Origin of the sequence: Mesoplasma grammopterae ATCC 49580, assembly GCF_000701525.1 — a bacterium.
GTDB lineage: Bacteria > Bacillota_I > Bacilli_A > Mycoplasmatales > Mycoplasmataceae > Mesoplasma > Mesoplasma grammopterae.
Genome location: NZ_JNJC01000006.1, coordinates 25,206 through 46,526 on the forward strand (window position 1 = coordinate 25,206; position 21,321 = coordinate 46,526).

Annotated in this window: 17 protein-coding genes, 1 rRNA gene and 1 riboswitch; all 18 genes read left to right on the forward strand. The window is 27.9% G+C overall.

What is annotated here, in order from left to right; all coding sequences use genetic code 4:
- Positions 1–55 precede the first annotated feature (55 nt).
- Positions 56–2,191 (forward strand): ATP-dependent Clp protease ATP-binding subunit, encoded by a 2,136-nt coding sequence (locus T314_RS0102350; protein WP_051612887.1) that lies wholly within the window; start codon positions 56–58, stop codon positions 2,189–2,191.
- 54 nt (positions 2,192–2,245) lie between these two features.
- On the forward strand, positions 2,246–3,274 hold the full coding sequence (gene hrcA / locus T314_RS0102355) for a heat-inducible transcriptional repressor HrcA (RefSeq protein ID WP_029512011.1): 1,029 nt from the start codon (positions 2,246–2,248) through the stop codon (positions 3,272–3,274).
- On the forward strand, positions 3,267–3,830 hold the full coding sequence (locus tag T314_RS0102360) for a nucleotide exchange factor GrpE (RefSeq protein WP_029512012.1): 564 nt from the start codon (positions 3,267–3,269) through the stop codon (positions 3,828–3,830). Before hrcA ends, T314_RS0102360 begins: the two co-directional genes overlap by 8 nt.
- 21 nt (positions 3,831–3,851) lie before the next feature.
- Positions 3,852–5,630 (forward strand): molecular chaperone DnaK, encoded by a 1,779-nt coding sequence (gene dnaK, locus T314_RS0102365; RefSeq protein WP_029512013.1) that lies wholly within the window; start codon positions 3,852–3,854, stop codon positions 5,628–5,630.
- Between the two features lie 54 nt (positions 5,631–5,684).
- Positions 5,685–6,809: a molecular chaperone DnaJ gene (gene dnaJ / locus T314_RS0102370; RefSeq protein ID WP_029512014.1), complete on the forward strand. Its 1,125-nt coding sequence runs from the start codon at positions 5,685–5,687 to the stop codon at positions 6,807–6,809.
- 67 nt (positions 6,810–6,876) lie between these two features.
- Positions 6,877–6,971, forward strand: a riboswitch (purine riboswitch).
- 84 nt (positions 6,972–7,055) lie between these two features.
- On the forward strand, positions 7,056–8,588 hold the full coding sequence (locus T314_RS0102375) for an NCS2 family permease (protein ID WP_051612888.1): 1,533 nt from the start codon (positions 7,056–7,058) through the stop codon (positions 8,586–8,588).
- A gap of 69 nt (positions 8,589–8,657) precedes the next feature.
- Positions 8,658–9,782 (forward strand): tRNA 2-thiouridine(34) synthase MnmA, encoded by a 1,125-nt coding sequence (mnmA, locus tag T314_RS0102380; RefSeq protein ID WP_029512016.1) that lies wholly within the window; start codon positions 8,658–8,660, stop codon positions 9,780–9,782.
- Between the two features lie 57 nt (positions 9,783–9,839).
- Positions 9,840–10,457 (forward strand): membrane protein, encoded by a 618-nt coding sequence (locus T314_RS0102385; RefSeq protein WP_029512017.1) that lies wholly within the window; start codon positions 9,840–9,842, stop codon positions 10,455–10,457.
- Positions 10,458–10,565: 108 nt separating this feature from the next.
- Entirely contained in the window at positions 10,566–12,695 is a 2,130-nt protein-coding gene (locus T314_RS0102390; RefSeq protein WP_029512018.1) for a DUF2779 domain-containing protein, read from the forward strand.
- Positions 12,679–13,623 carry a methionyl-tRNA formyltransferase gene (fmt, locus tag T314_RS0102395; protein WP_167321182.1) on the forward strand — a complete coding sequence of 315 codons (945 nt, stop codon included), beginning with the start codon at positions 12,679–12,681 and terminating at the stop codon, positions 13,621–13,623. Before T314_RS0102390 ends, fmt begins: the two co-directional genes overlap by 17 nt.
- Positions 13,616–14,134: an ECF transporter S component family protein gene (locus tag T314_RS0102400; RefSeq protein ID WP_029512020.1), complete on the forward strand. Its 519-nt coding sequence runs from the start codon at positions 13,616–13,618 to the stop codon at positions 14,132–14,134. The genes fmt and T314_RS0102400 overlap by 8 nt, the downstream gene beginning before the upstream one ends.
- 61 nt (positions 14,135–14,195) lie before the next feature.
- The gene (gene efp / locus T314_RS0102405) at positions 14,196–14,753 is read left to right on the forward strand and encodes an elongation factor P (RefSeq protein ID WP_029512021.1); all 558 of its coding nucleotides are present in this window, start codon (positions 14,196–14,198) and stop codon (positions 14,751–14,753) included.
- Between the two features lie 30 nt (positions 14,754–14,783).
- Positions 14,784–15,083, forward strand: coding sequence for an MMB_0454 family protein (locus T314_RS0102410; protein ID WP_011183305.1), 300 nt, complete (start codon positions 14,784–14,786; stop codon positions 15,081–15,083).
- Positions 15,084–15,102: 19 nt separating this feature from the next.
- Entirely contained in the window at positions 15,103–16,383 is a 1,281-nt protein-coding gene (gene tig / locus T314_RS0102415; RefSeq protein WP_029512022.1) for a trigger factor, read from the forward strand.
- A gap of 109 nt (positions 16,384–16,492) precedes the next feature.
- The gene (gene lon / locus T314_RS0102420) at positions 16,493–18,856 is read left to right on the forward strand and encodes an endopeptidase La (RefSeq protein WP_029512023.1); all 2,364 of its coding nucleotides are present in this window, start codon (positions 16,493–16,495) and stop codon (positions 18,854–18,856) included.
- Between the two features lie 51 nt (positions 18,857–18,907).
- On the forward strand, positions 18,908–20,140 hold the full coding sequence (locus T314_RS0102425) for a replication-associated recombination protein A (protein WP_029512024.1): 1,233 nt from the start codon (positions 18,908–18,910) through the stop codon (positions 20,138–20,140).
- 22 nt (positions 20,141–20,162) lie between these two features.
- Positions 20,163–20,843: a type 1 glutamine amidotransferase domain-containing protein gene (locus tag T314_RS0102430; RefSeq protein WP_029512025.1), complete on the forward strand. Its 681-nt coding sequence runs from the start codon at positions 20,163–20,165 to the stop codon at positions 20,841–20,843.
- Between the two features lie 248 nt (positions 20,844–21,091).
- A 16S ribosomal RNA gene (locus T314_RS0102435) occupies positions 21,092–21,321 on the forward strand; the annotation flags it as partial.

A 21,321-nucleotide genomic window follows, 5' to 3' on the forward strand; every position in this document is an offset into this window, starting at 1 on the left:
TATTAATATATTTACAAACCTAAGAAAAAGGTTTTTATCAAGGAGGAAATTTATTATGGAATTTCAGCAAAAAGGTGAAGAAATTAACGCATTAGAAAAGTACACACGTGATTTAACTCAAACTGCTAAGGATGGAAAAATTGATCCTATTATTGGTAGAGAAGAAGAAATATTGAGAGTTATTAGAATTCTTTCAAGAAAAACAAAAAACAATCCTGTTTTAATTGGAGAACCCGGAGTTGGTAAAACTGCAGTAGTTGAAGGATTAACTCAGAGAATAGTTAAAGGTGATGTACCTTCAATTTTAAAAGGAAAAAGAATTTTAGAATTAGATATGGGAAGTTTAATGGCTGGTGCTATGTACCTTGGGGATTATGAGTCTAGAGTAAAAGCAATTGTAAATGAAATTAAAAAATCAGAAGGTGAAATAATTTTATTTATTGATGAACTTCATTTAATAGTTGGTGCTGGTAAAACAGGCAATGGTGGAGGAATGGATGTTTCAAACCTTCTAAAGCCAGCTCTTGCAAGAGGAGAGTTAAAAGCTATTGGAGCTACAACTTTAAAAGAATATAGAGAATACATTGAAAAAGATTCTGCATTAGAAAGAAGATTTCAAAGAGTAATGGTAGAAGAACCAACTGTTGATCAAACTATTTCTATTCTTAGAGGATTAAAAGAAAGATTTGAAACTTATCATGGAGTTAGAATTCATGATAATGCAATTGTAAGTGCTGCAAATTTATCAAATAGATATATAGCTGATAGATTCTTACCAGATAAAGCAATTGATTTAATTGATGAAGCATCTTCTACAATTAAAACTGAATTAGCAAGTGTACCTACTGAACTAGATCAAGTTAATCGTAAAGTTATGCAACTTGAAATTGAAAAAAGTGCACTTTCAAAAGAAAAAGACGATAAATCAAAAGAACGTTTAGCTGAAGCTGTTAAAGAACTTGAAAAAACAAAAATTGAACAAGATAAATTAGCAGGCGAATGAAATAAACAAAAATCTCAGTTAGAAAAAATAAATGGTTTTAAAACAACTATTGAAAACTTAAGAAATGAATTAGAAATTTCACAGAATGAAGGTAATTATAAACGTGCTGGAGAAATACAATATTCATTATTACCGAGTTTAGAAAAGCAATTAAGTGAAGCTGAAAAAGATACTCGTGAAACATTAGTTAGTGAAGAAGTTACTGAAAAAGATGTTGCTGAAATTGTTGCTAAATGAACAGGTATTCCAGTTGATAGACTAGTTGAATCTGAAAAAACAAAATTGCTTGAGTTAGAAAAAACTTTAGAGGAAAGAGTAAAAGGACAAAATCAAGCAATCGAAGCTGTTTCTCAGGCTATCTTGAGAAGTAGAAGTGGTATTAAAGATCCCAATAAACCAATTGGTTCATTCTTATTCTTAGGTCCAACAGGTGTTGGTAAAACTGAAGTTGCAAGAAGTTTAGCTGATATATTATTTAACTCAAATAAAAAAATGGTAAGAATAGATATGAGTGAATACATGGAAAAGCACAGCGTATCTAAATTAATTGGTTCTCCCCCAGGTTATGTTGGGTATGAAGAAGGTGGAAGATTAACTGAAGCTGTTAGAAGAAGTCCGTACTCAATTGTTCTATTTGATGAAATTGAAAAAGCTCACCCTGATGTATTTAACATTTTATTGCAAGTTTTAGATGAAGGAAGAATTACAGATTCACTAGGTAAAACAGTAGACTTCAAAAACACAATTATCATATTAACTTCAAATCTAGGTAGTGAATATATTTTAAAAAATGGTTCAACATCAGAAGAAAGTAAAATTGCTATTCAAGCAGAACTGCTAAAACATTTTAGACCTGAATTTTTAAATAGAATTGATAATGTTGTTATATTTAATCCATTGTCAAAAGAAAATGTTTCTGAAATAGTAACAAAAGAACTAAATACTTTATCAGCAAGATTAGAAAATGATAAAAATTTCTTTTTAACATTTGATTTAAAAGCAAAGAATAAAATAATTGATGAAGGATATGACTCTCAATTTGGAGCAAGACCAATAAAAAGATATATTGAAAAAAATATTGAAACATTGTTAGCTCAAAAAATAATTTCTGGTGAAATAGAAGAAAACATTAGATATACAATAACAGTTGAAAATGATAACTTTGAATTATCAAAAATTAGAAATTAAGAAAAAAAGTAGCAATCTAATGCATAGAGTGCTAAAATAAAAACAGGTGATCAAATGTTAAGCGAAAGACAAGCTAAAATTTTAAAAGTAATTGTTTCAGAATATATTAAGACTAACCAAGCTGTTAGTTCTAAAAGAATTCAAGAGTTACTTAATATAAAAGTTTCAAGTGCAACTATCAGAAATGATTCTGCAACACTTGAAGAAATGAATTTTTTAGAGAAGCAGCACACATCATCTGGGAGAGTTCCTTCAACAAAGGGATACAGATATTATGTTGATCACTTAATGGAATTTGATGATTATAATGAAAGTTTAAAAGAAAACTTAAAATCAATTTTATTTCAACGCGGAACAAAAATTGAAAATGTTTTAGAACAAGCAAGTCAAATAATTAGTGAAATGACTAAAATGACAGCAATTGTGACAAAGCAAAACTTAAATAGTGAACTAATGGTTAAAAAAATAGACCTAATTTCATTATCAGAAACTATGGCATCAGTTATTTTTATTCTTTCAAATGGAGAAATGCAAAATCAATTATTCAATCTAAAAGATATTTCTTTGTCAGACTTATCAATATCAATAAAAATATTTTCAGATTGTTTAGTTGATACTCCGGTTAGAGAAATTGAAAATAACATATCACTTATCAGACCTAACTTAGAAACAACTGTTAAAAACTATGATTTAATTTTAGAAACTTTTATGTTAAATATTTTACAAACGAAAGAATCTAAAAAAGAAATTGTTGGAATGAAAAACATGTTAGAAAATCCAGAATTTAATGATACAGATAAACTTAGAAAAGTTATCAACATCATGGAAAACATGTCACCGTTTGATTGATTTGATGTAAGTTATAGTTCAAATCAAAAAATGATTCAAATAAGAACAAAAATAGGTGAAGAAATTTCAGAAGATTTAAGTGATATTTCAATTGTTGAAACTGCAATTAAAACAGAACAGGGTTCAACAATGTTAACTTTGGTTGGACCTAAAAGAGTTGATTATTCTCAAGCCAATCAATTAATTAACTTGATAGTAGAAATAATAAATGGAGATGATCATAAAAATGAATAGCGAAAAAGAATTAAAAAAAGAAGAAACTTCAGTTGAGAATAAAGAGAAAAAAGTTACAACTGAAGAAATCAAAAAAGAGAAAAAAGATTATAAAAAAATAATTCAAGATCTTGAAAAGCAAATTGAGAGCTATCAAAAAGAAATTGAATTTCAAAAAAGTTTGAGAAATGCTGATATTGCAAATCTTACAAAAAAAAGAAATGAACAAGAAGCTTTAGTTAGAAAATATGGTTCAAGCAATTTAGCTGAGGACTTAATAAAACCAATTGAATTACTAAAAAAAGTGGTTGACACACCTACAGATATTCCAGAGTTACAAAATTATTTAATGGGATTTAAAATGATCATTAGTCAAATTGAAAATGCATTTGAAACTAATGGAATAAAAGCAATGGCTGTAAAAGCGGGGGATGAATTTGATTCAAGCTTTCATGAAGCAAACGAATCACTGGAAAACAGTGGAATGGAATCAAATAAGATAGTATCTGTAATATCAGATGGATATATGATTCACGATAGAGTATTAATTCACGCAATTGTAAAAGTAGCAAAATAGTATTAAGAGGAGAAATAAATTATGGCAAAAGAAAGAATTATAGGAATAGACTTAGGTACAACTAACTCAGTTGTTTCAATTATGGAAGGTGGACAACCAATCATTTTAGAAAACCCTGAAGGACAAAGAACAACAGCATCTGTTGTAGCATTTAAAAACGAAGACATTATTGTTGGGGGAGCTGCAAAACGTCAAGCTGTTACAAATCCAAACGTAGTTATATCTGTTAAATCAAAAATGGGAACAAATGAAAAAATTGATATAAATGGTAAAAAATATACACCTGAACAAATTTCAGCTGAAATTTTAAGATACATGAAAAAATATGCAGAAGAAAAAGTTGGAGAAAAAATTACTAAAGCAGTTATTACTGTTCCTGCTTACTTTAATGATTCACAACGTAAAGCAACAAAAGATGCAGGTAAAATTGCAGGGTTAGATGTTGAAAGAATTATTAACGAACCAACTGCAGCAGCTTTAGCTTATGGATTAGAGAAAAAAGATAAAGAGGAAAAAGTTTTAGTTTACGATTTAGGAGGAGGAACATTTGACGTTTCTATTCTAGAATTAGCTGATGGAACATTCGAAGTTTTATCAACAAGTGGTGATAATAAACTTGGAGGAGATAACTTCGATACTCAAATCATTAACTGATTAATTGAAAAAATTAAAACTGAAAGTGGTGTTGATTTAAAAAACGATAAAATGGCATTACAAAGATTAAAAGATGAAGCTGAAAAAGCAAAAATTAATTTATCAAGTCAATTAGAAGTTGAAATTAACTTACCATTTATTGCAATGAATGAAAATGGACCAGTTTCATTCTCAACTCAATTTTCAAGAACAGAATTTGACAAAATTACAAAAGATTTAGTTGATAGAACTTCTAAACCAGTAAAAGATGCATTACAAGCAGCTAAATTAAGTGCTAGTGATATTGATGAAGTTTTACTAGTTGGTGGATCAACAAGAATACCAGCTGTTCAAAAAATTGTTAAAGAATTATTAGGAAAAGAACCAAACCGTTCAATTAACCCAGATGAAGTTGTAGCTATGGGTGCAGCTATCCAAGGTGGGGTTTTAGCGGGAGATGTTACAGATGTATTATTATTAGACGTTACACCATTATCATTAGGAATTGAAACTATGGGTGGAGTTATGACTAAATTAATTGATAGAAATACAACTATTCCTACAGAAAAATCACAAATATTCTCAACAGCAGTTGATAATCAACCAGCAGTTGATATTAATGTTTTACAGGGTGAAAGACCAATGGCAGCAGATAATAAATCATTAGGTCAATTCCAATTAACAGGAATTAAGCCAGCTCCAAAAGGTACTCCTCAAATTGAAGTTACTTTCAAAATTGATGTAAATGGTATTGTAAGTGTTATTGCAAAAGATAAAGCAACTAATGAAGAAAAATCTATTACAATTAGTAACTCAGGAGCATTAAGTGATGCTGATATTGAAAAAATGATTAAAGAAGCAGAAGCAAATGCAGAAGCTGATGAATTAAAAAGAAAAAACATTGAATTAAAACATAAAGCTGAAAGCTACGTTGCTATTATTGAGTCAAGTTTAACTCAAGAAGGGCAAGAAATTCCACAAGAACAAAAAGAACAAGCTGAAAAAATGGTTGCTGAAGTTAAAGAATTAATTGAAAAAGAAGATTATGAAGCTTTAGAAACAAAAGTAAATGAATTAGAACAAATGATTCAAATGGCAAGTCAATTTGCTCAAGCACAAGCTGCTCAACCTGAAGAAGAAAATTCAGATTCAGAAGAAAACAAATAAACCAAATTTAAAAACTAACAATTGTTAGTTTTATTTTTTAAAAAGGAAAAGAACATGGCAAAAAGAGATTATTATGAAGTTTTAGGTGTTTCTAAAACTTCAACAGAACAAGAAATAAAAAGCGCATACAGAAAACTTGCTAAAAAGTATCACCCTGATATGAATAAAGAGAGCGGTGCTGAAGAAAAATTTAAAGAAGTTAATGAAGCTGCAAGCGTTTTACTTGATGCTGATAAAAAAGCTAAATATGATCAATTTGGTCATGCAGCTTTTGATGGTAGTTCAGGCTTTGGTGGATCAGGCTTTGGTGGATTTGAAGATTTCTTCTCAAACATGGGTGGAGGAATGGACTTTGGTGACATATTCTCTGATTTATTTGGTGGAGGAAGAAGCGGGCGTTCTTCTAGACGAGGACCTTCAAAAGGTCAAGACATTGGCTTAGAAGCAACACTAACTTTTAAAGAATTAGTTTTTGGAGTAAACAAAAAAACAATTTTAAATTTAGTTAAAACTTGTGCAAAATGTGATGGTGCAGGTGCTGAAAACCCTTCTGATGTTCATACTTGTACAAAATGTAATGGTGCTGGACAAATTATTGTTAATAAACAAATGGGACCTTTCCAAGTTCAAAACCAAGTTACTTGTGATAAATGTAATGGAGTTGGAAAAGAATTTAAAAGCAAATGTAAAAGTTGTCATGGTAAAGGTGTTGAATCTAAAAGAGAAGAAGTTGAAATACCTCTTCCAAAAGGTTTATGACCTGGTCAACAATTTGTTATGCGAGGAAAAGGACATGCATCACTAGAAGGTGGAATTCCAGGTGATCTTTACATAACTATAGGTATTGTGAAAAGCGATGTATTTGAATTGATTCCAAATTCAAATGATTTAATAATGAATTATAATATTTCATACCTTGATGCTATTTTAGGAAATGAAGTTATCATTAAAACATTAGATGGACCTGTAAGATTAAAAATACCAAAAGGTGTTCATTCTGGTCAACTAATAAAAGTACATGATAAAGGATTATATAAAAATCAAACTTCTGATAAGCGTGGAGATTTATTAATTAAAATAAGTATTTCTGTTCCAACATCAGTTTCTAAAGAAGAGAAAAAAATACTTAAAGAGTTAGAAGAACTTTCTAATTTTGAACCAAAAAATATTATTGATTAAACTAACTTAAAATAAAAGTTAGTTTTTTTATTTGAATATTGGCTATTTTTTATATAAAATCGTTAAGTATAAAATGAATATGAAAACTTGTATAATCCTTCATATCGGGAAGGAGTCTCTACCTAACACCAATGTTAGATTATGAGTTTTATGGTTTTCGCTATGCGTATTTTTTACGTAACGAAAACTTTTTTATTTTTTTGCTGAGTTCTTCATTGAATTTTATACATAGAAAGAATAGGCAAAATGGATAATAAAAGTCTAAAACAGACTCAAGTTGAGAATGAGTCTGAATTATTTATAAATGAAACACCTGAGCAAACGGCTCAGAGAAATAAGGAAGCTTTTGTCTTCAGCAACAATAAAGCTATCCGATCAATTGAAAAGTACTTTAAGTTTGATATTTTAGGTGCAATTATGAAAAAAGAAATCATTGGTGGTATTACAACATTTTTAGCACTAATGTACATACTTACAATAAACCCTGGATTAGTTTCAGGAACACCTTCAATTAATACTGGTGCTGGAAATATGAATTACTTTGGTATATTTTTTGCAACAGCATTGGTTTCTGGTATATGTTGTATAATTATGGGTTTATTTGCTAATATACCTGTAGCAATGTCAACATCAATGGGAATGAATGCATTGGTTAGTGTAAACATTGGAATTAGTGGTGGTTTAGGTTTTGAAGGTGCAATGATTGTTACAATGTTATCATCTGTTGTGTTTGTAACAGTTTCACTTACACCTTTAAGATCATTTATTATTAAATCAATACCAAAAGGAATCGTATTAGCTATTGGTGTTGGTATTGGTCTATTTATAGCTTATGTAGGTATTTCAAGCATGGGATGATTAGCTCAAGAAAATGGAATACCAATTGCTTCAGTAGCTACATTAAAAGATAATTACTTACCAATAATATTAGGTTCAATAACTTTATTATTAATTTTATTTTTAGCATTTAAAAAAATACCTGGAGCTGTAGCGATTGCTATTTTATCAATGTCAGTTATTGCAATTATATTAGCATCTACACTTCCTAGTGATTCAAAAGCTATTTCATTATTAGGCTCAGCTGACTTAAGAAAATGAGAAGGATGAAACTATGATTTTGATGGTTTTGCATGAAACTGAACTTCTACATTTAAAGCATTTGGTAATGCAAAAATTTGAACTTCACCAGTAACATATATTTCAATATTTGTTGTTATGTTAATTAATTTCTTTGATGCAACAGGAACAATGGCTGCATTTACACATCAATTAGATCAAAAAACAAATCAACATAAAGAAATAAGTCAAAAAGCTTTAGTTATTGATTCAATGGGAACAATGATGGCTTCAGTAACTGGAACAACGCCTTTAGGAGTTTTTGCTGAATCAGCAGCAGGTATAGAACAAGGTGCTAAAACAGGATTAGCAGCAGTTGTTAATGGAATTCTATTCTTATTGGCAATTATAATGTTCCCAATATTTAAATTAATTCCTCAACCAATTACAAGTGCTGCTTGTGTGTATATTGGAATTATGATGATTAAAGAAGCTGCTCATGTTGAATGAGATAAACCTGAATTTTTAGTTCCTACATTCTTATCAATTTTATTTATGATTGCAACTTATGAAATTGCAAATGGTGTTGCCATGGCATTTATAGGATATTCATTCATGATGATGATAACAGGGAAAGCTAAAAAAGTTCATCCAGCAGTTTATTGCTTATCTGTATTATTTGTAATATATTTTATTGCTTTTGCTTTCATACAAGTTAAGTAATTGAAATAAATTAAAATATGTTAAAATTAAATTACTCATTTGAGTAATTTTTTTGTTTAAGGAGGAAATATGAAAAGGAAAGTTATCGTAGGTTTAAGTGGTGGTGTTGATTCATCAGTTGCTGCTTATTTATTAATTCAACAAGGTTATGAAGTTGAAGGATTATTTATGCGAAACTGAGATTCCTCAGCAAATAATGATATTTTAGGAAATCAAGAAATTGATAATGATGTATGTCCTCAAGAACAAGACTATTTAGATTCATTAGAAGTTGCAAATAAATTAGGAATAAAATTACATAGAATAGATTTTGTTCAAGAATATTGAGAATACGTTTTTGAATACTTTATTAAAGAGTATAAAAAAGGAAGAACTCCAAATCCAGATATTTTATGTAACAAGTATATTAAATTTGATAAGTTTTTAAATCACGCAATAAATGAATTAAAAGCAGATTACATTGCAATGGGTCATTATGCAGGTGTTAGATTTAATGAAAAAACAAAGCAATATGAAATGATAAGAGCGGTTGATACAAATAAAGATCAAACATATTTTTTATGTCAATTGACTCAAAATCAACTTTCAAAAACTTTATTCCCATTACAAAGTCTAGAAAAACCTGAGATTAGAAAAATTGCTGCTGAACAAGGTTTAATTACCGCAGATAAAAAAGATTCAACAGGAATTTGTTTTATTGGTGAAAGAGAATTTACTAAATTTTTACAAAATTATATTTCAAATCAACCAGGTGATATTGTAGATATCAAAACTAATGAAGTTGTTGGTAAACATATTGGAGCAATGTATTATACAATCGGTCAAAGAAAAGGGCTAAATTTGGGTGGTATGAAAGAACCATATTATGTTGCAGCAAAAGACATAGACAAAAAAATAATTTATGTATGTCCTGCTAGTGATGAAAGTTATTTATTATCAAACAGCGCTATTGTTACAGAAATTAATTGATCATTAGATTTAAAAGAATATATGGATAATGTTGATGAATTTGAATGTACTGCAAAATTTAGATATAGACAACCAGATGTAAAGGTTAGATTAAATAAAATTAAAGATAATGAATATAAAGTATCATACGATGCTATTGTAAAAGCAGTAACTCCAGGACAAGAAGCAGTTTTCTATTTAAACGATATTTGTCTTGGTGGAGGAATTATTGATATAGTAGAATAATTTTAGAAAAAATAATTTATAATAATAAAGAAATTAAAAAGAAGGAATGATATTTTTATGGGTAATAGTGCAGGATTAATAATTCTTTTAGTTATGCTTGTTGTTGTTGTAGGTTTTGTAATCATTACAACAATTACTGGTAAAAAAGCAGCTAAAAAAGAAAAAGAACAAAGGTATAAAGCAGTTAGAAATGAAATCAAAGCATTTTTAGCTAAATCAGATAACAGAAAAAACATTAGAGTTGAATTTGAAAAGGTTTATTCAAGAAAAGGTCCTGAATATAAATATCGTGACGTATTTGATGTTGTTGTTGAATTAATTGAACCTAAAACTCAAAAGTCAATCGAAAGAAGAGCTTATGAAGTTGAAGGTATAACAACTAAAATTGATAAAAAGAACTATGCAACAAAATGAGTTGTTAATACAATTTTAGATTTAAATGAAACAGAGCAAAGAATTGCGATTGGTCAAAAAGAAGTTAAATTGACTAAAGAAGAAAGAAAAGCAATTAAAAAATCTGATCGTATAAAAGAAAAAGAGTTAGCTCAAATTGAAAAAGCTGAAATTAAAAAAATCAGAGCTGAAGCTAAAGAAAACAAAAAAAATCCAGTTATCCAAAGAACAACTGAAAATAAAGAAAAATTTGTTCCTGTTAGAAGTAGAGAAAAAAACTAATATTATCAATAACTTGCAATTATGTTTATAAATGCAAGTTATTTTTTAATAACCACATTTAAAGTTGATAAAATATTAATAATAAAAAGTTTTATAAGGAGATTAACCATGTTTAAATTAAAAGCTAAAGTTAATAAAGAAACATTTAAATTATCCATGAAAGAATGTGTTAAAAAAGCATGAATATGAGATAACAAAGAAAATTTTGCAAGTGCTGTTAATTGAAAAAAAGACAGAATACTTGAGATTGATGCTGATGCTAATTTTGATGATGAAAATGAATTTTCTGATTCAGCAGAATCAATTGATATATTTTCTGCATATTTAAACATTGAGTCACTTAATGAAAGTGAAAAAGAAGAGTTTCTTAAAAAATGAAATTCTGCATGAGATTCTGAAACTGGTTTTGACCCTGAATTATTTGCTGGAGAAACTATTGAAGATGGTAATGCATTTGGTGAAAAAGTTAGAGAATATTTTGACATGAAAAATATTATTGCTAATGATAAAAGAAGCGAAAAAAAATTAACAGCAAATCTTGATGAATTAAAATTTTTTGAAGCAGAGAAAAAAACAAAAGAATTACTTGAAGAAAATAAGTGTGAATATATTTATGAAGCAGCTTTTAGTTTTGATGACGAAAAGATAAGAACAAGATGTGACGTTTTAAAAATTAAAGATAATAAACATGTTGAAATAATAGAAGCTAAAGCAACAACAAAAGTTAAAGCTGAACACTTTTTTGACTTAATGTATCAAGTTTTTGTTTTAGAAAAATGTGGTTTTATAGTAGATGATATTTGTATTGCTAAAATAAATTCTGATTATGTAATGAATTCTGACTTAATAATAACTGAAAAAACATTTGGAGACCAAGCTAAAGAATTTATAAACAAACTTGGAAAAATTAAGTATGAAGAAATTAAAGATTTTGTAAAAAGCGATTTTACTGTTGAATATGATAATGAACCTATTGAAGTTGATTTAAATAAACTAATTTATCTTGACTATTTGACTTATGGTAAAAATGCCAAAAGACCAACTTTAAAGGATGATTTAAAAGCTTTTAGAGAAAAGTTTGATTTAGATCAAATATTTATGAATCTATCAAACCATTTAAATATGAAATTTGAAAATGGTGAAATACCAGAATTTTTACATAATAAAAAATGTACATTAAATTACAATAAAGATCGTGCTGGGAATTGAGATCATGGTTTTAATCATGATGAATATGATAATTGCTTTCATGTGATGAATTGATTTGATAAAGATGAACCAGGTTTTTGAAATATAGGAAAATTTAAACGTGCATTTAAATCACATGTTATAAGAAATTCAAAATCTCCTTACTTTAAAGACTATGAAAGTTTATTTGAACCAAGTATTGTTTTAAACAAAAAAGGAGAATCTTTTTTTCAAACAAACAGAATAGCTAAAAGAATGTTTGAAGTCTATAACCTTAAAAAACAATATCCAGAAGATGAATCAAAATGAAGAGTTATTGATTTAGATAATCTTGAATGAATAAACAGTTTATTAAGTGTTTATGAAAATTATCCTATTTATATGTATGATTTTGAAACTTCTAAATGAGCTATTCCAAGATTTAATTTAGTTAACACATACTATCAAACACCATTTCAATATTCTATTGATGTAATTGTAGATAATAACTATGATTACAATAAACCTGAAACAATGAAACACTACAGCTTTTTAAGCAGTGAACAAGATACAGATCCAAGAATTAAATTTATTGAAAACTTTATTAAAGATTCTTTTAAACATGGTCCTGGTGTTTATGTAGCTTATAATAAAAGTTTTGAACAAGGTGTATTGAGAAAACTGGCAATGATGTTTCCAAAGTATGCAAAACCATTAGCGTACATAATTCAAAATACAGTTGATTTAATGGACTTTTTTACAAGTGATACTAAAGGAACAGGAAGACCAGCATTTTTAATTTATCATCCTTACTTTAAAGGAAGTTATTCAATCAAAAAAACACAACCAAGTTTAGACCCAAGTTTTTCATATAATGATTTAGTTATTAATAAGGGTGATAAGGCAAGTGAAACATTTAGAAAATTTGTGGATGGTAGAATCCCAAAAGCAGCATGAGATTTAAAAGTAAAAGAAGGAATGCTTAAATATTGTGATAGAGATACTCTTGCAATGGTAGTTATTCTTAAAAAAGTGAAAGAATTAGTGGAGGCACATAATGGAAAAAATTAAAGTTATATTTTGTGGCACTCCACAAATTGGGGCTGACATTTTAACAACATTAACTGAAATGAAAAATGTTGAAGTAGTATTAGTTATTTCTCAACCTGACAGACCTGTTGGCAGAAAAAAAGAATTAAAGCCAACTCCTGTTAAAGAAATTGCTTTAAAAAATAATTTAAAAATAATTCAACCAGTTAAAATTTCTGAAGCCTATGAAGAAATTGCTCAAATCGAAACTGATTTTATTGTTACATGTGCTTATGGTCAATTTGTACCAACAAAAATATTAGATTTACCAAAAATTGATTCAATTAATGTTCATGGAAGTTTATTACCAAAATATCGTGGTGGTGCACCTATTCAGTATGCTATTAAAAATGGTGATTCTAAAACTGGTATATCAATTATGAAAATGGTTAAAAAGATGGATGCAGGTGATTATTATATTCAAGAATCAATTAATATTGAAGAAACTGATGATACAGGAAGCATGTTTGAAAAATTAGCTAAACTAGGTCAAAAAATGATTAAAGAAAATTTATTAAAAATTTATAATAATGAATTATCACCAATTGCCCAAAATGAAGATGAAGTAACTTTTTCAAAAAATATTTCAACAGAAGAAGAAAAAATTAATTGAAATGATTTATCAGTTAATGTTTGAAATCATATCAGAAGTTTATCACCATGACCAATAGCTCATACATTCAAAGGCGAAGAAAGATACAAAATTCAAAAAGTACAAATTTTAAATAATAATGTAGAAGCAAAACCAGGAACAATAGTTAATATTAGTGAAAATGGAATAGACGTTCAAACAAATGATGGTCAAGTTCAAATTCTACTTATTCAAAAACCAGGTAAAAAAATGATGGAAGCAAGTTCATACAAACTGAACAATCTTTCTGATTTAAAAGTTGGTGATTATTTTGAGTAAAAGATGAACAATTAAATATATATGTTTAATTGGAATGCTAACGGCGTTGCTTGTAACTTTATCATTAGTAACTATGTTATTTACTGCTGATGGTATTGCTATTCAATTTACAACAGGAGTTTATTTAACATTCTGTTATTTAGTACCAGGATATGGAATGTTAGTTTCTGGAATTGTGTATGGAGCAATAATGGATTTAGCTTTAAATTCTGTTATTACAATGGGTATAACTATTGCAATAAATATTTTAATGTTTTTAATTATGAAGTTTGGTTCAAAAATATTTACTAAACATATTGCAGTAATTTTAGCGGCTAGCTTAGTATTTTTATATATACCATTTTTATATTATGTTGTTTGAAATACACTACAAATTTCAACAAGAAATGGTCTAGCTGTAAAAGAAGCTATTGTTGATAGTATTCAATGAATTATTTCAATTATAGTTTTTGAAGTAATGTTTTTAACTTTATCAAAAACAAAACTAAATGAAAAACTTTCAAACTTTTAGGTTAAATGCTATAATTTACTATGATTAAAATCAAAATCTTAAAAAGAAAGAAGGAAAACAAATGTCAGTAAATGATTTACGTCCTGGAACAACATTTATATACGAAGGTAATTTATTTGTTGTTATTGAACAGTCTTTCTCAAAATCAGGAAGACAACAAGGAAAAGTTAGTGTAAAAGCTAAAAACTTAAGAACTGGATCAAGAGTTGAAATAACTTTCACTGGTGGAGAAAAAGTTGAAAAAGCAATGATTGAAAGAAAAGATATGCAATATTTATACAATGATGGTACAGATGCATACTTAATGGATACAGATACTTATGAACAAATTCAAATACCAATGACTAGATTAGAATGAGAAAGTAAATTCTTAACAGATGGATTAATGATTAAAATGACTGAATATGATGGAGAAGTTTTAGGAATTTCTTTACCAGATAAAGTTGAATTAGAAGTTACTGAAGCTGAAGCTGCAGTTAAAGGTGATACAACAAGTGGAGCATTAAAAAAAGCTGTTGTTGAAACTGGATTAGATATTATGGTTCCATTATTTGTTAATGTAGGAACAAGAGTTATTATTTCTACAACAGATGGAAAATACAGCGGTAGAGCTCAATAATAATAAAATAAGAAAAAGAGGTGTAAGAATATGTATATTTCAATAGAAAGAAATAATCGTGGAGCATTAGAGATTGAAGTTAATGCTTTAAATAAGTTAATTCAAAATACAATCTTAATGCGTTCAAATTCAGATTTGAATAATGTAGACAATATTGAAGTATTAACAGACTTATACCACGATAACTTACTTTACGTTTTAATTAAAATTGATTTAAAAAACAAAAAACAAATGTTAGAAGAAAATCAGATTAATAAAATTGTTGAAGAAATAATTGTAAAAACATTAAGCATAAAGCCTAAAAATATAGCTGTTGCTTATAAGAGATAGAATAAACGAGGAATAGAAAATGAAATTCACAGAATTAAAAATTATCGAACAAGGTCAAGGTAAATGAACTGTTACTATTGATGGAACAGAATGAACAGAAACTTTAAAAAAAGCAAAAAACAGAGTTCTTGCTAACTTAGAAGTTCCTGGATTTAGAAAAGGAAAAATTCCTGCTGCTCAAGCTGAAAAATATGTAACTCCTTCAAAAATTTATAATGAAGCTTATAGAATGATGGTTTCACCTGCTTTTGATTTTGCTAGAGCTCAAGAAGTTAAAGTTGAACCAATGAACTCACCAGAACCAATTCCAGCAAAAGTAAGTGAAAAAGAATTAGTTATTGAATTCTTATTTGACTTAAAACCTGAAATTAAATTAGGTGATTACAAAAACATTAAAACAGTTAAAAAAGAAACTGTTGAAGTTACAAAAGAAGAAATTGAAGCAGTTATTGATCAATACTGTGAACAATTCATTATGGAAAAACCAAAAGCTGCTGATGCAAAAATTGAAAAAGGTGACATTGTTACTTTTGACTTTAAAGGATTTATGGATGGAGAAGCTTTCAAAGGTGGAGAAGCTAAAGGACATAAATTAGTTATTGGTTCAAACCAATTCATTCCTGGATTTGAAGATTCAATGATCGGTTTAGGACTTGGAGAAGCTAAAATTGATGTAACTTTCCCAGAAGGTTATACTCCAGAATTAGCAAACAAACCTGCAACTTTTGAATTAAACATTACTGAAGTTAAAGCAAGAGAATTACCTAAAAAAGATGATGAACTTGTTAAAGATTTAAATTTACCTAATGTTGAAACTTTTGCTCAATTTGAAGCAAAAGTAAAAGAAGACATTACAAAACAAAAATTACAAAATGTTAAAAATCAATTCGTTAATGATTTAATTACTGAAATAATTAAAAACTCAACAATCGAATTACCTAAATCAGCAATTGAAAATCAAACAGCAGATTTAAGAAAAGAATTTGAAGCTCAATTAAAACAACAAGGATTAGATATTAAAAAATATAAAAAAGTTACTGGTTTATCAGATGAAGCTATTAAAGCTGAATTAACAGCTGATGCTAAAAATAAATTAGAAACTTACTTAGTTACATCTGAAATTAGAAGTAAAGAAAAATTTGAAATTACTGAAGAAGCAATCAATGCTAAATTCGAAAACTTAGCAGCACAATTTGGAATTCCTGCTGATCAAATTAAAACTATGGTAAATCCTGAGATGTTAAAATCAGAAATTGTTAACGATTTATTAGTTGATTTCTTATATTCAAATAACGGATAATTATAAAATAAAACAAACCTTATAAAGGTTTTTTTATTTTTAGCACTCTACTATTGTAATTGCTAATCAATATGATAATATATACTTAACCACATAGGAGGTTAACAAAATGAGTAAAAAAATAAAACTACCTATTTTCCAAATAAGAGGTTCATTTATTGTTCCTGGAATCAAAGAAAATTTAGAAGTTGGAAGAAAAAACACATTAGCGAGCGTTAATTATGCGATTAAAAATTCAAATAATCAAATGATCGCAATACCACAGATTGATGCATCTGTTGAAAAACCTGAATTTTCAGATTTGCATGAATTTGGAATTTTAATTGATTTTGAAGTAATCAAAGAATGAAAAGATAATTCATTAACTATTAGTACAAACCCTATTCAAAGATGTAAAGTAATTAGCTTTTTTGAAAATGAAGATCAAGTGCAATATGCAGAAGTTGAATTAATTGAATCAATTAATGATTTTAGTGATGAAGAGTTAAAAGAACTAATTGAAAAAATTTCAGAAGCTATCAAAACTAAAGCTAGTTTAGTTACAAAACAAATTAAGCAGTTAATATCAGGTGAATCTGATGATTTAAGCTTAGCTTTTGATTCAATTATGTTTAAACTGGCTCCATCAAAAATATTGACAAACCCAGAATACATAACATCTCCATCATTAAAAACAAGATGATCAATTATTGAAAAAATAATTTTTGCTGAAGATGGAATCATAACAAGAAATGCAGAATCAATTGATGCAGCAAGACAAAAGAATGAAATTGAACAAGAACTAAACCATAAATTAAAAGAAAAAATGGATAAACAACAAAAAGAATATTATCTAAGAGAAAAAATGAGAATTATCAAAGATGAATTAGAAGATGAAGATGATTCTGATGATAGTTCATTAGAAAAATATAAAGAACGTTTAGCTAAAGAACCATTCCCTGAAGAAGTTAAAAGAAAAATTATGGCTTCTATCAAAAGAGTTGAAGCACTTCAATCAGGAACTCCTGAATGAAATACTGAGAAAAATTACATTGATTGAATGATGAGTATTCCTTGATGGGAAGAAACTGAAGATTTAACTGATTTAAAATATGCTAAAGAAGTTTTAGACAAACATCATTATGGTATGAAAAAAGTTAAAGAAAGAATTATTGAATACTTAGCTGTTAAAACTAAAACAAAATCACTAAAAGCACCAATTATTACATTAGTTGGTCCCCCAGGTGTAGGTAAAACAAGTTTAGCAAAATCAATTGCAGAAGCAGTTGGAAAAAACTTTGTTAAAGTAAGTTTAGGTGGAGTTAAAGATGAATCAGAAATTCGCGGGCATAGAAAAACTTATGTTGGTTCAATGCCAGGAAGAATTATTCAAACAATGAAAAGAGCAAAAGTAAAAAACCCATTATTCTTGCTTGATGAAATTGATAAAATGGCATCTGATCACAGAGGTGATCCAGCAAGTGCAATGTTAGAGGTTCTTGACCCAGAACAAAACAAAGAGTTTTCAGATCATTATATTGAAGAACCATATGATCTAAGCCAAGTTATGTTTATAGCAACAGCTAACTATCCTGAAGATATTCCTGAAGCCTTATATGACCGCATGGAAATCATAAATTTATCTAGCTATACTGAAATTGAAAAAGTTAAGATAGCACAAGATTATTTAGTTCCAAAAGCAATAGAACAACATGAATTAACTTCAGAAGAAATTTCATTTACTGAAGGTGCAATTAATGAAATTATTAAATATTACACTAGAGAAGCTGGTGTTCGTCAATTAGAAAGACATATTAATTCTATTATTAGAAAATATATTGTTAAAAATCTAAATGGTGAAATGGATAAAATTGTTATTGATGAAAAACAAGTAAATGATTTATTAGGTAAAAGAATTTTTGATCACACTGAAAAACAAGAAGAATCTCAAATTGGTGTGGTTACAGGTTTAGCATATACACAATTTGGTGGAGATATTTTACCAATTGAAGTAAGTTTATACCCTGGTAAAGGAAATTTAATTCTTACAGGTAAACTTGGTGAAGTTATGAAAGAATCTGCAACAATTGCGTTAACTTATGTTAAATCAAACTTTGAAAAATTCGGAGTAGATAAAAAAGTATTTGAAGAAAATGATATTCATATGCACGTTCCTGAAGGAGCTGTTCCAAAAGACGGACCAAGTGCTGGTATCACAATTACAACTGCTTTAATTTCTACACTTTCAGATAAACCAGTTTCAAAAGAAATTGGAATGACTGGTGAAATTACACTAAGAGGAAATGTATTACCAATTGGTGGATTAAGAGAAAAATCAATTTCTGCTTCAAGAAGTGGATTGAAAACAATCATTATTCCAAAGAAAAATGAAAGAGACTTAGACGAAATTCCAGATGAAGTAAAAGCAAAACTAAAAATTATACCTGCTGAAAAATATGAAGAGGTATTTGCAATAGTTTTTAAAACAAAATAAGAGTAAAATAATAACTAGTAAAAACTAGTTATTTTTTATTAAGGAGGAATTATGAATACACCATTAGCATATTTATTAAGACCAAAGACAACATCTGAAATTATAGGTCAAGAGAATCTATTAAAAGAAGATGGTTTGATTAAAAAAATGATTAGTAACAATTTTTGTAGATCATTAATCTTTTATGGACCAAGTGGGGTTGGTAAAACTTCATTTGCTATAGCATTAGCTAATGATCTTAATATTGAATATGATTTGTTTAATGCAAGTTATGATAAAAAAGAAAATCTAACTAAAATTATTGATAAAGCTATAAATAAAGAAAGATTTATTTTAATAATTGATGAAATACATAGATTAAACCGTGACAAACAAGATATACTTTTGAACTTTATGGAGAGTGGGAATGTCTATTTATTTGCAACAACTACAGAAAATCCATTTTTTACAATTAATCCTGCTATTAGAAGTAGGGCCACAATATTAGAATTAAAAAGAGTAAGTCATGATGAATCTTTTGCTTTTGTAAACAAATTAATTAAAGATAAAAAAGTAGATATTAATATTAAACCTGAATCACTTAAATACTTATGTGAATTAAATAGTGGAGATATTAGAAGTCTTTTAAATAATATTGAACTATTTCATAATTTATATAAAGGTGAAGAAATTACAATTGATTTAATTTCTTCAATTATTTCTCAAGGGAAAAATCCAAGTGGAGCTACTGGAGATGATTTTCATGATTTAAAATCAGCATTACAAAAATCAGTTAGAGGTAGTGATGTTGATGCTAGCTTACATTATTTTAGTAGATTATTATCTATTGGAGATTATGAAACTTTAATGCGAAGAATGGTTATTATGGCATATGAAGATATAGGATTAGCAAATCCAAGTTTACCACCAAGAGTTATGCAAGCATGTGATGCATTTAGACAAATTGGAATGCCTGAAGGAATTATTCCATTAGGTTTAGTTATTATAGAAATGGCTTTAAGTCAAAAATCAAACTCTGCTTTAATGGCAAGTGGAAAAGCTTTTGAAGATGTTAAAAATGGAATGGCATATGAAGTCCCACTTCATTTAAAGGATAATCATTATAAATCAGCTGTTAAATTAAATAGAGGTGTTAACTATTTATACCCACATGTTGAAGAAAAAGGTTGAGTTGCTCAACAATATTTACCTAATGAGATAAAAAATATTAAATATTTCAAACCAAAAACAAACTCTGCTTATGAAAGAAAACTTTGATCTTTATATGAGGAGATGAAAAAATAATACTAAAAGAGGAGTTATTAAAATGAAAAAGATACTTATTGTATTAACTAATACAAACCAATATGGTAATTACAATGAAAAAACTGGATTGTGGCTTGGTGAAGCAACCGAATTTATCATTTTTTTAAAAAAGACTGATATTAAATTTGAATTTACTTTCATTAGCCCTAAGGGAGGAAAAGTTCCTGTAGATCCAAGAAGCTTAAAATTTGCAAGTGAGGAAGATATTAAACTTTATAAAGATAAATGATTTGTTGATAAAGCGTTAACTAATTCATTAAAACCAAGTGATATAAAAGATGAGGAATATGATTGTATATATTTCACAGGTGGTCACGGAGTAATGTGAGATTTTACAAATAACAAAGAAATTCACGACATAGCTTTAAAAATTTATGAAAAAAATAAAATAGTATCTTCAGTTTGCCATGGAATCGCAGGTTTACTTTATTTAAAGGATAAGAATAATAAGTTTATTATTGAAAGTAAAAATATTACAGGATTTACAGCGACAGAAGAAATTTTAAGTGGTAAATATAGGAAGGTACCTTTTCTTAATAAAAAAATAGCAATTAAAAATAATGCTAATTTTAAAAGCAAAAGATTTTATAAGCCATACGCGTTAAAGGACGGAAATTTAATTACAGGACAAAACCCCTTTTCTGTAAATAAAGTAGCTAAATTGGTTTATGAAAATATTTAATTAAATACAAAGAATAATAAATTTTTAATTTTTTTTTAAAGAGTTTTTTAATTTTTTCATTTTTTGGAAAAAATTTTCAAAATTTGTTGCAACTTGATAAAAACTTATGCTATTATTAAAAAGTCCCTGATTGGGAAATGATCTTTGAAAACTAAATAGAACAACAATTGTACAATCCTGTAACAATTTCAAATTGAGTACAGAATAATATACAAAAAAATATAATAGTCAGAATCAAAACAATAATTTAAAATGAGAGTTTGATCCTGGCTCAGGATAAACGCTGGCGGCATGCCTAATACATGCAAGTCGAACGGAGGTGCTTGCACCTCAGTGGCGAACGGGTGAGTAACACGTATCTAATCTACCTTCTAGCGGGGGATAACTTTTGGAAACGAAAGGTAATACCGCATGTGGATGTTATTATCGCATGAGAAAACATTCAAAGATCCGTTTGGATCACTAGAAGATGAGGATG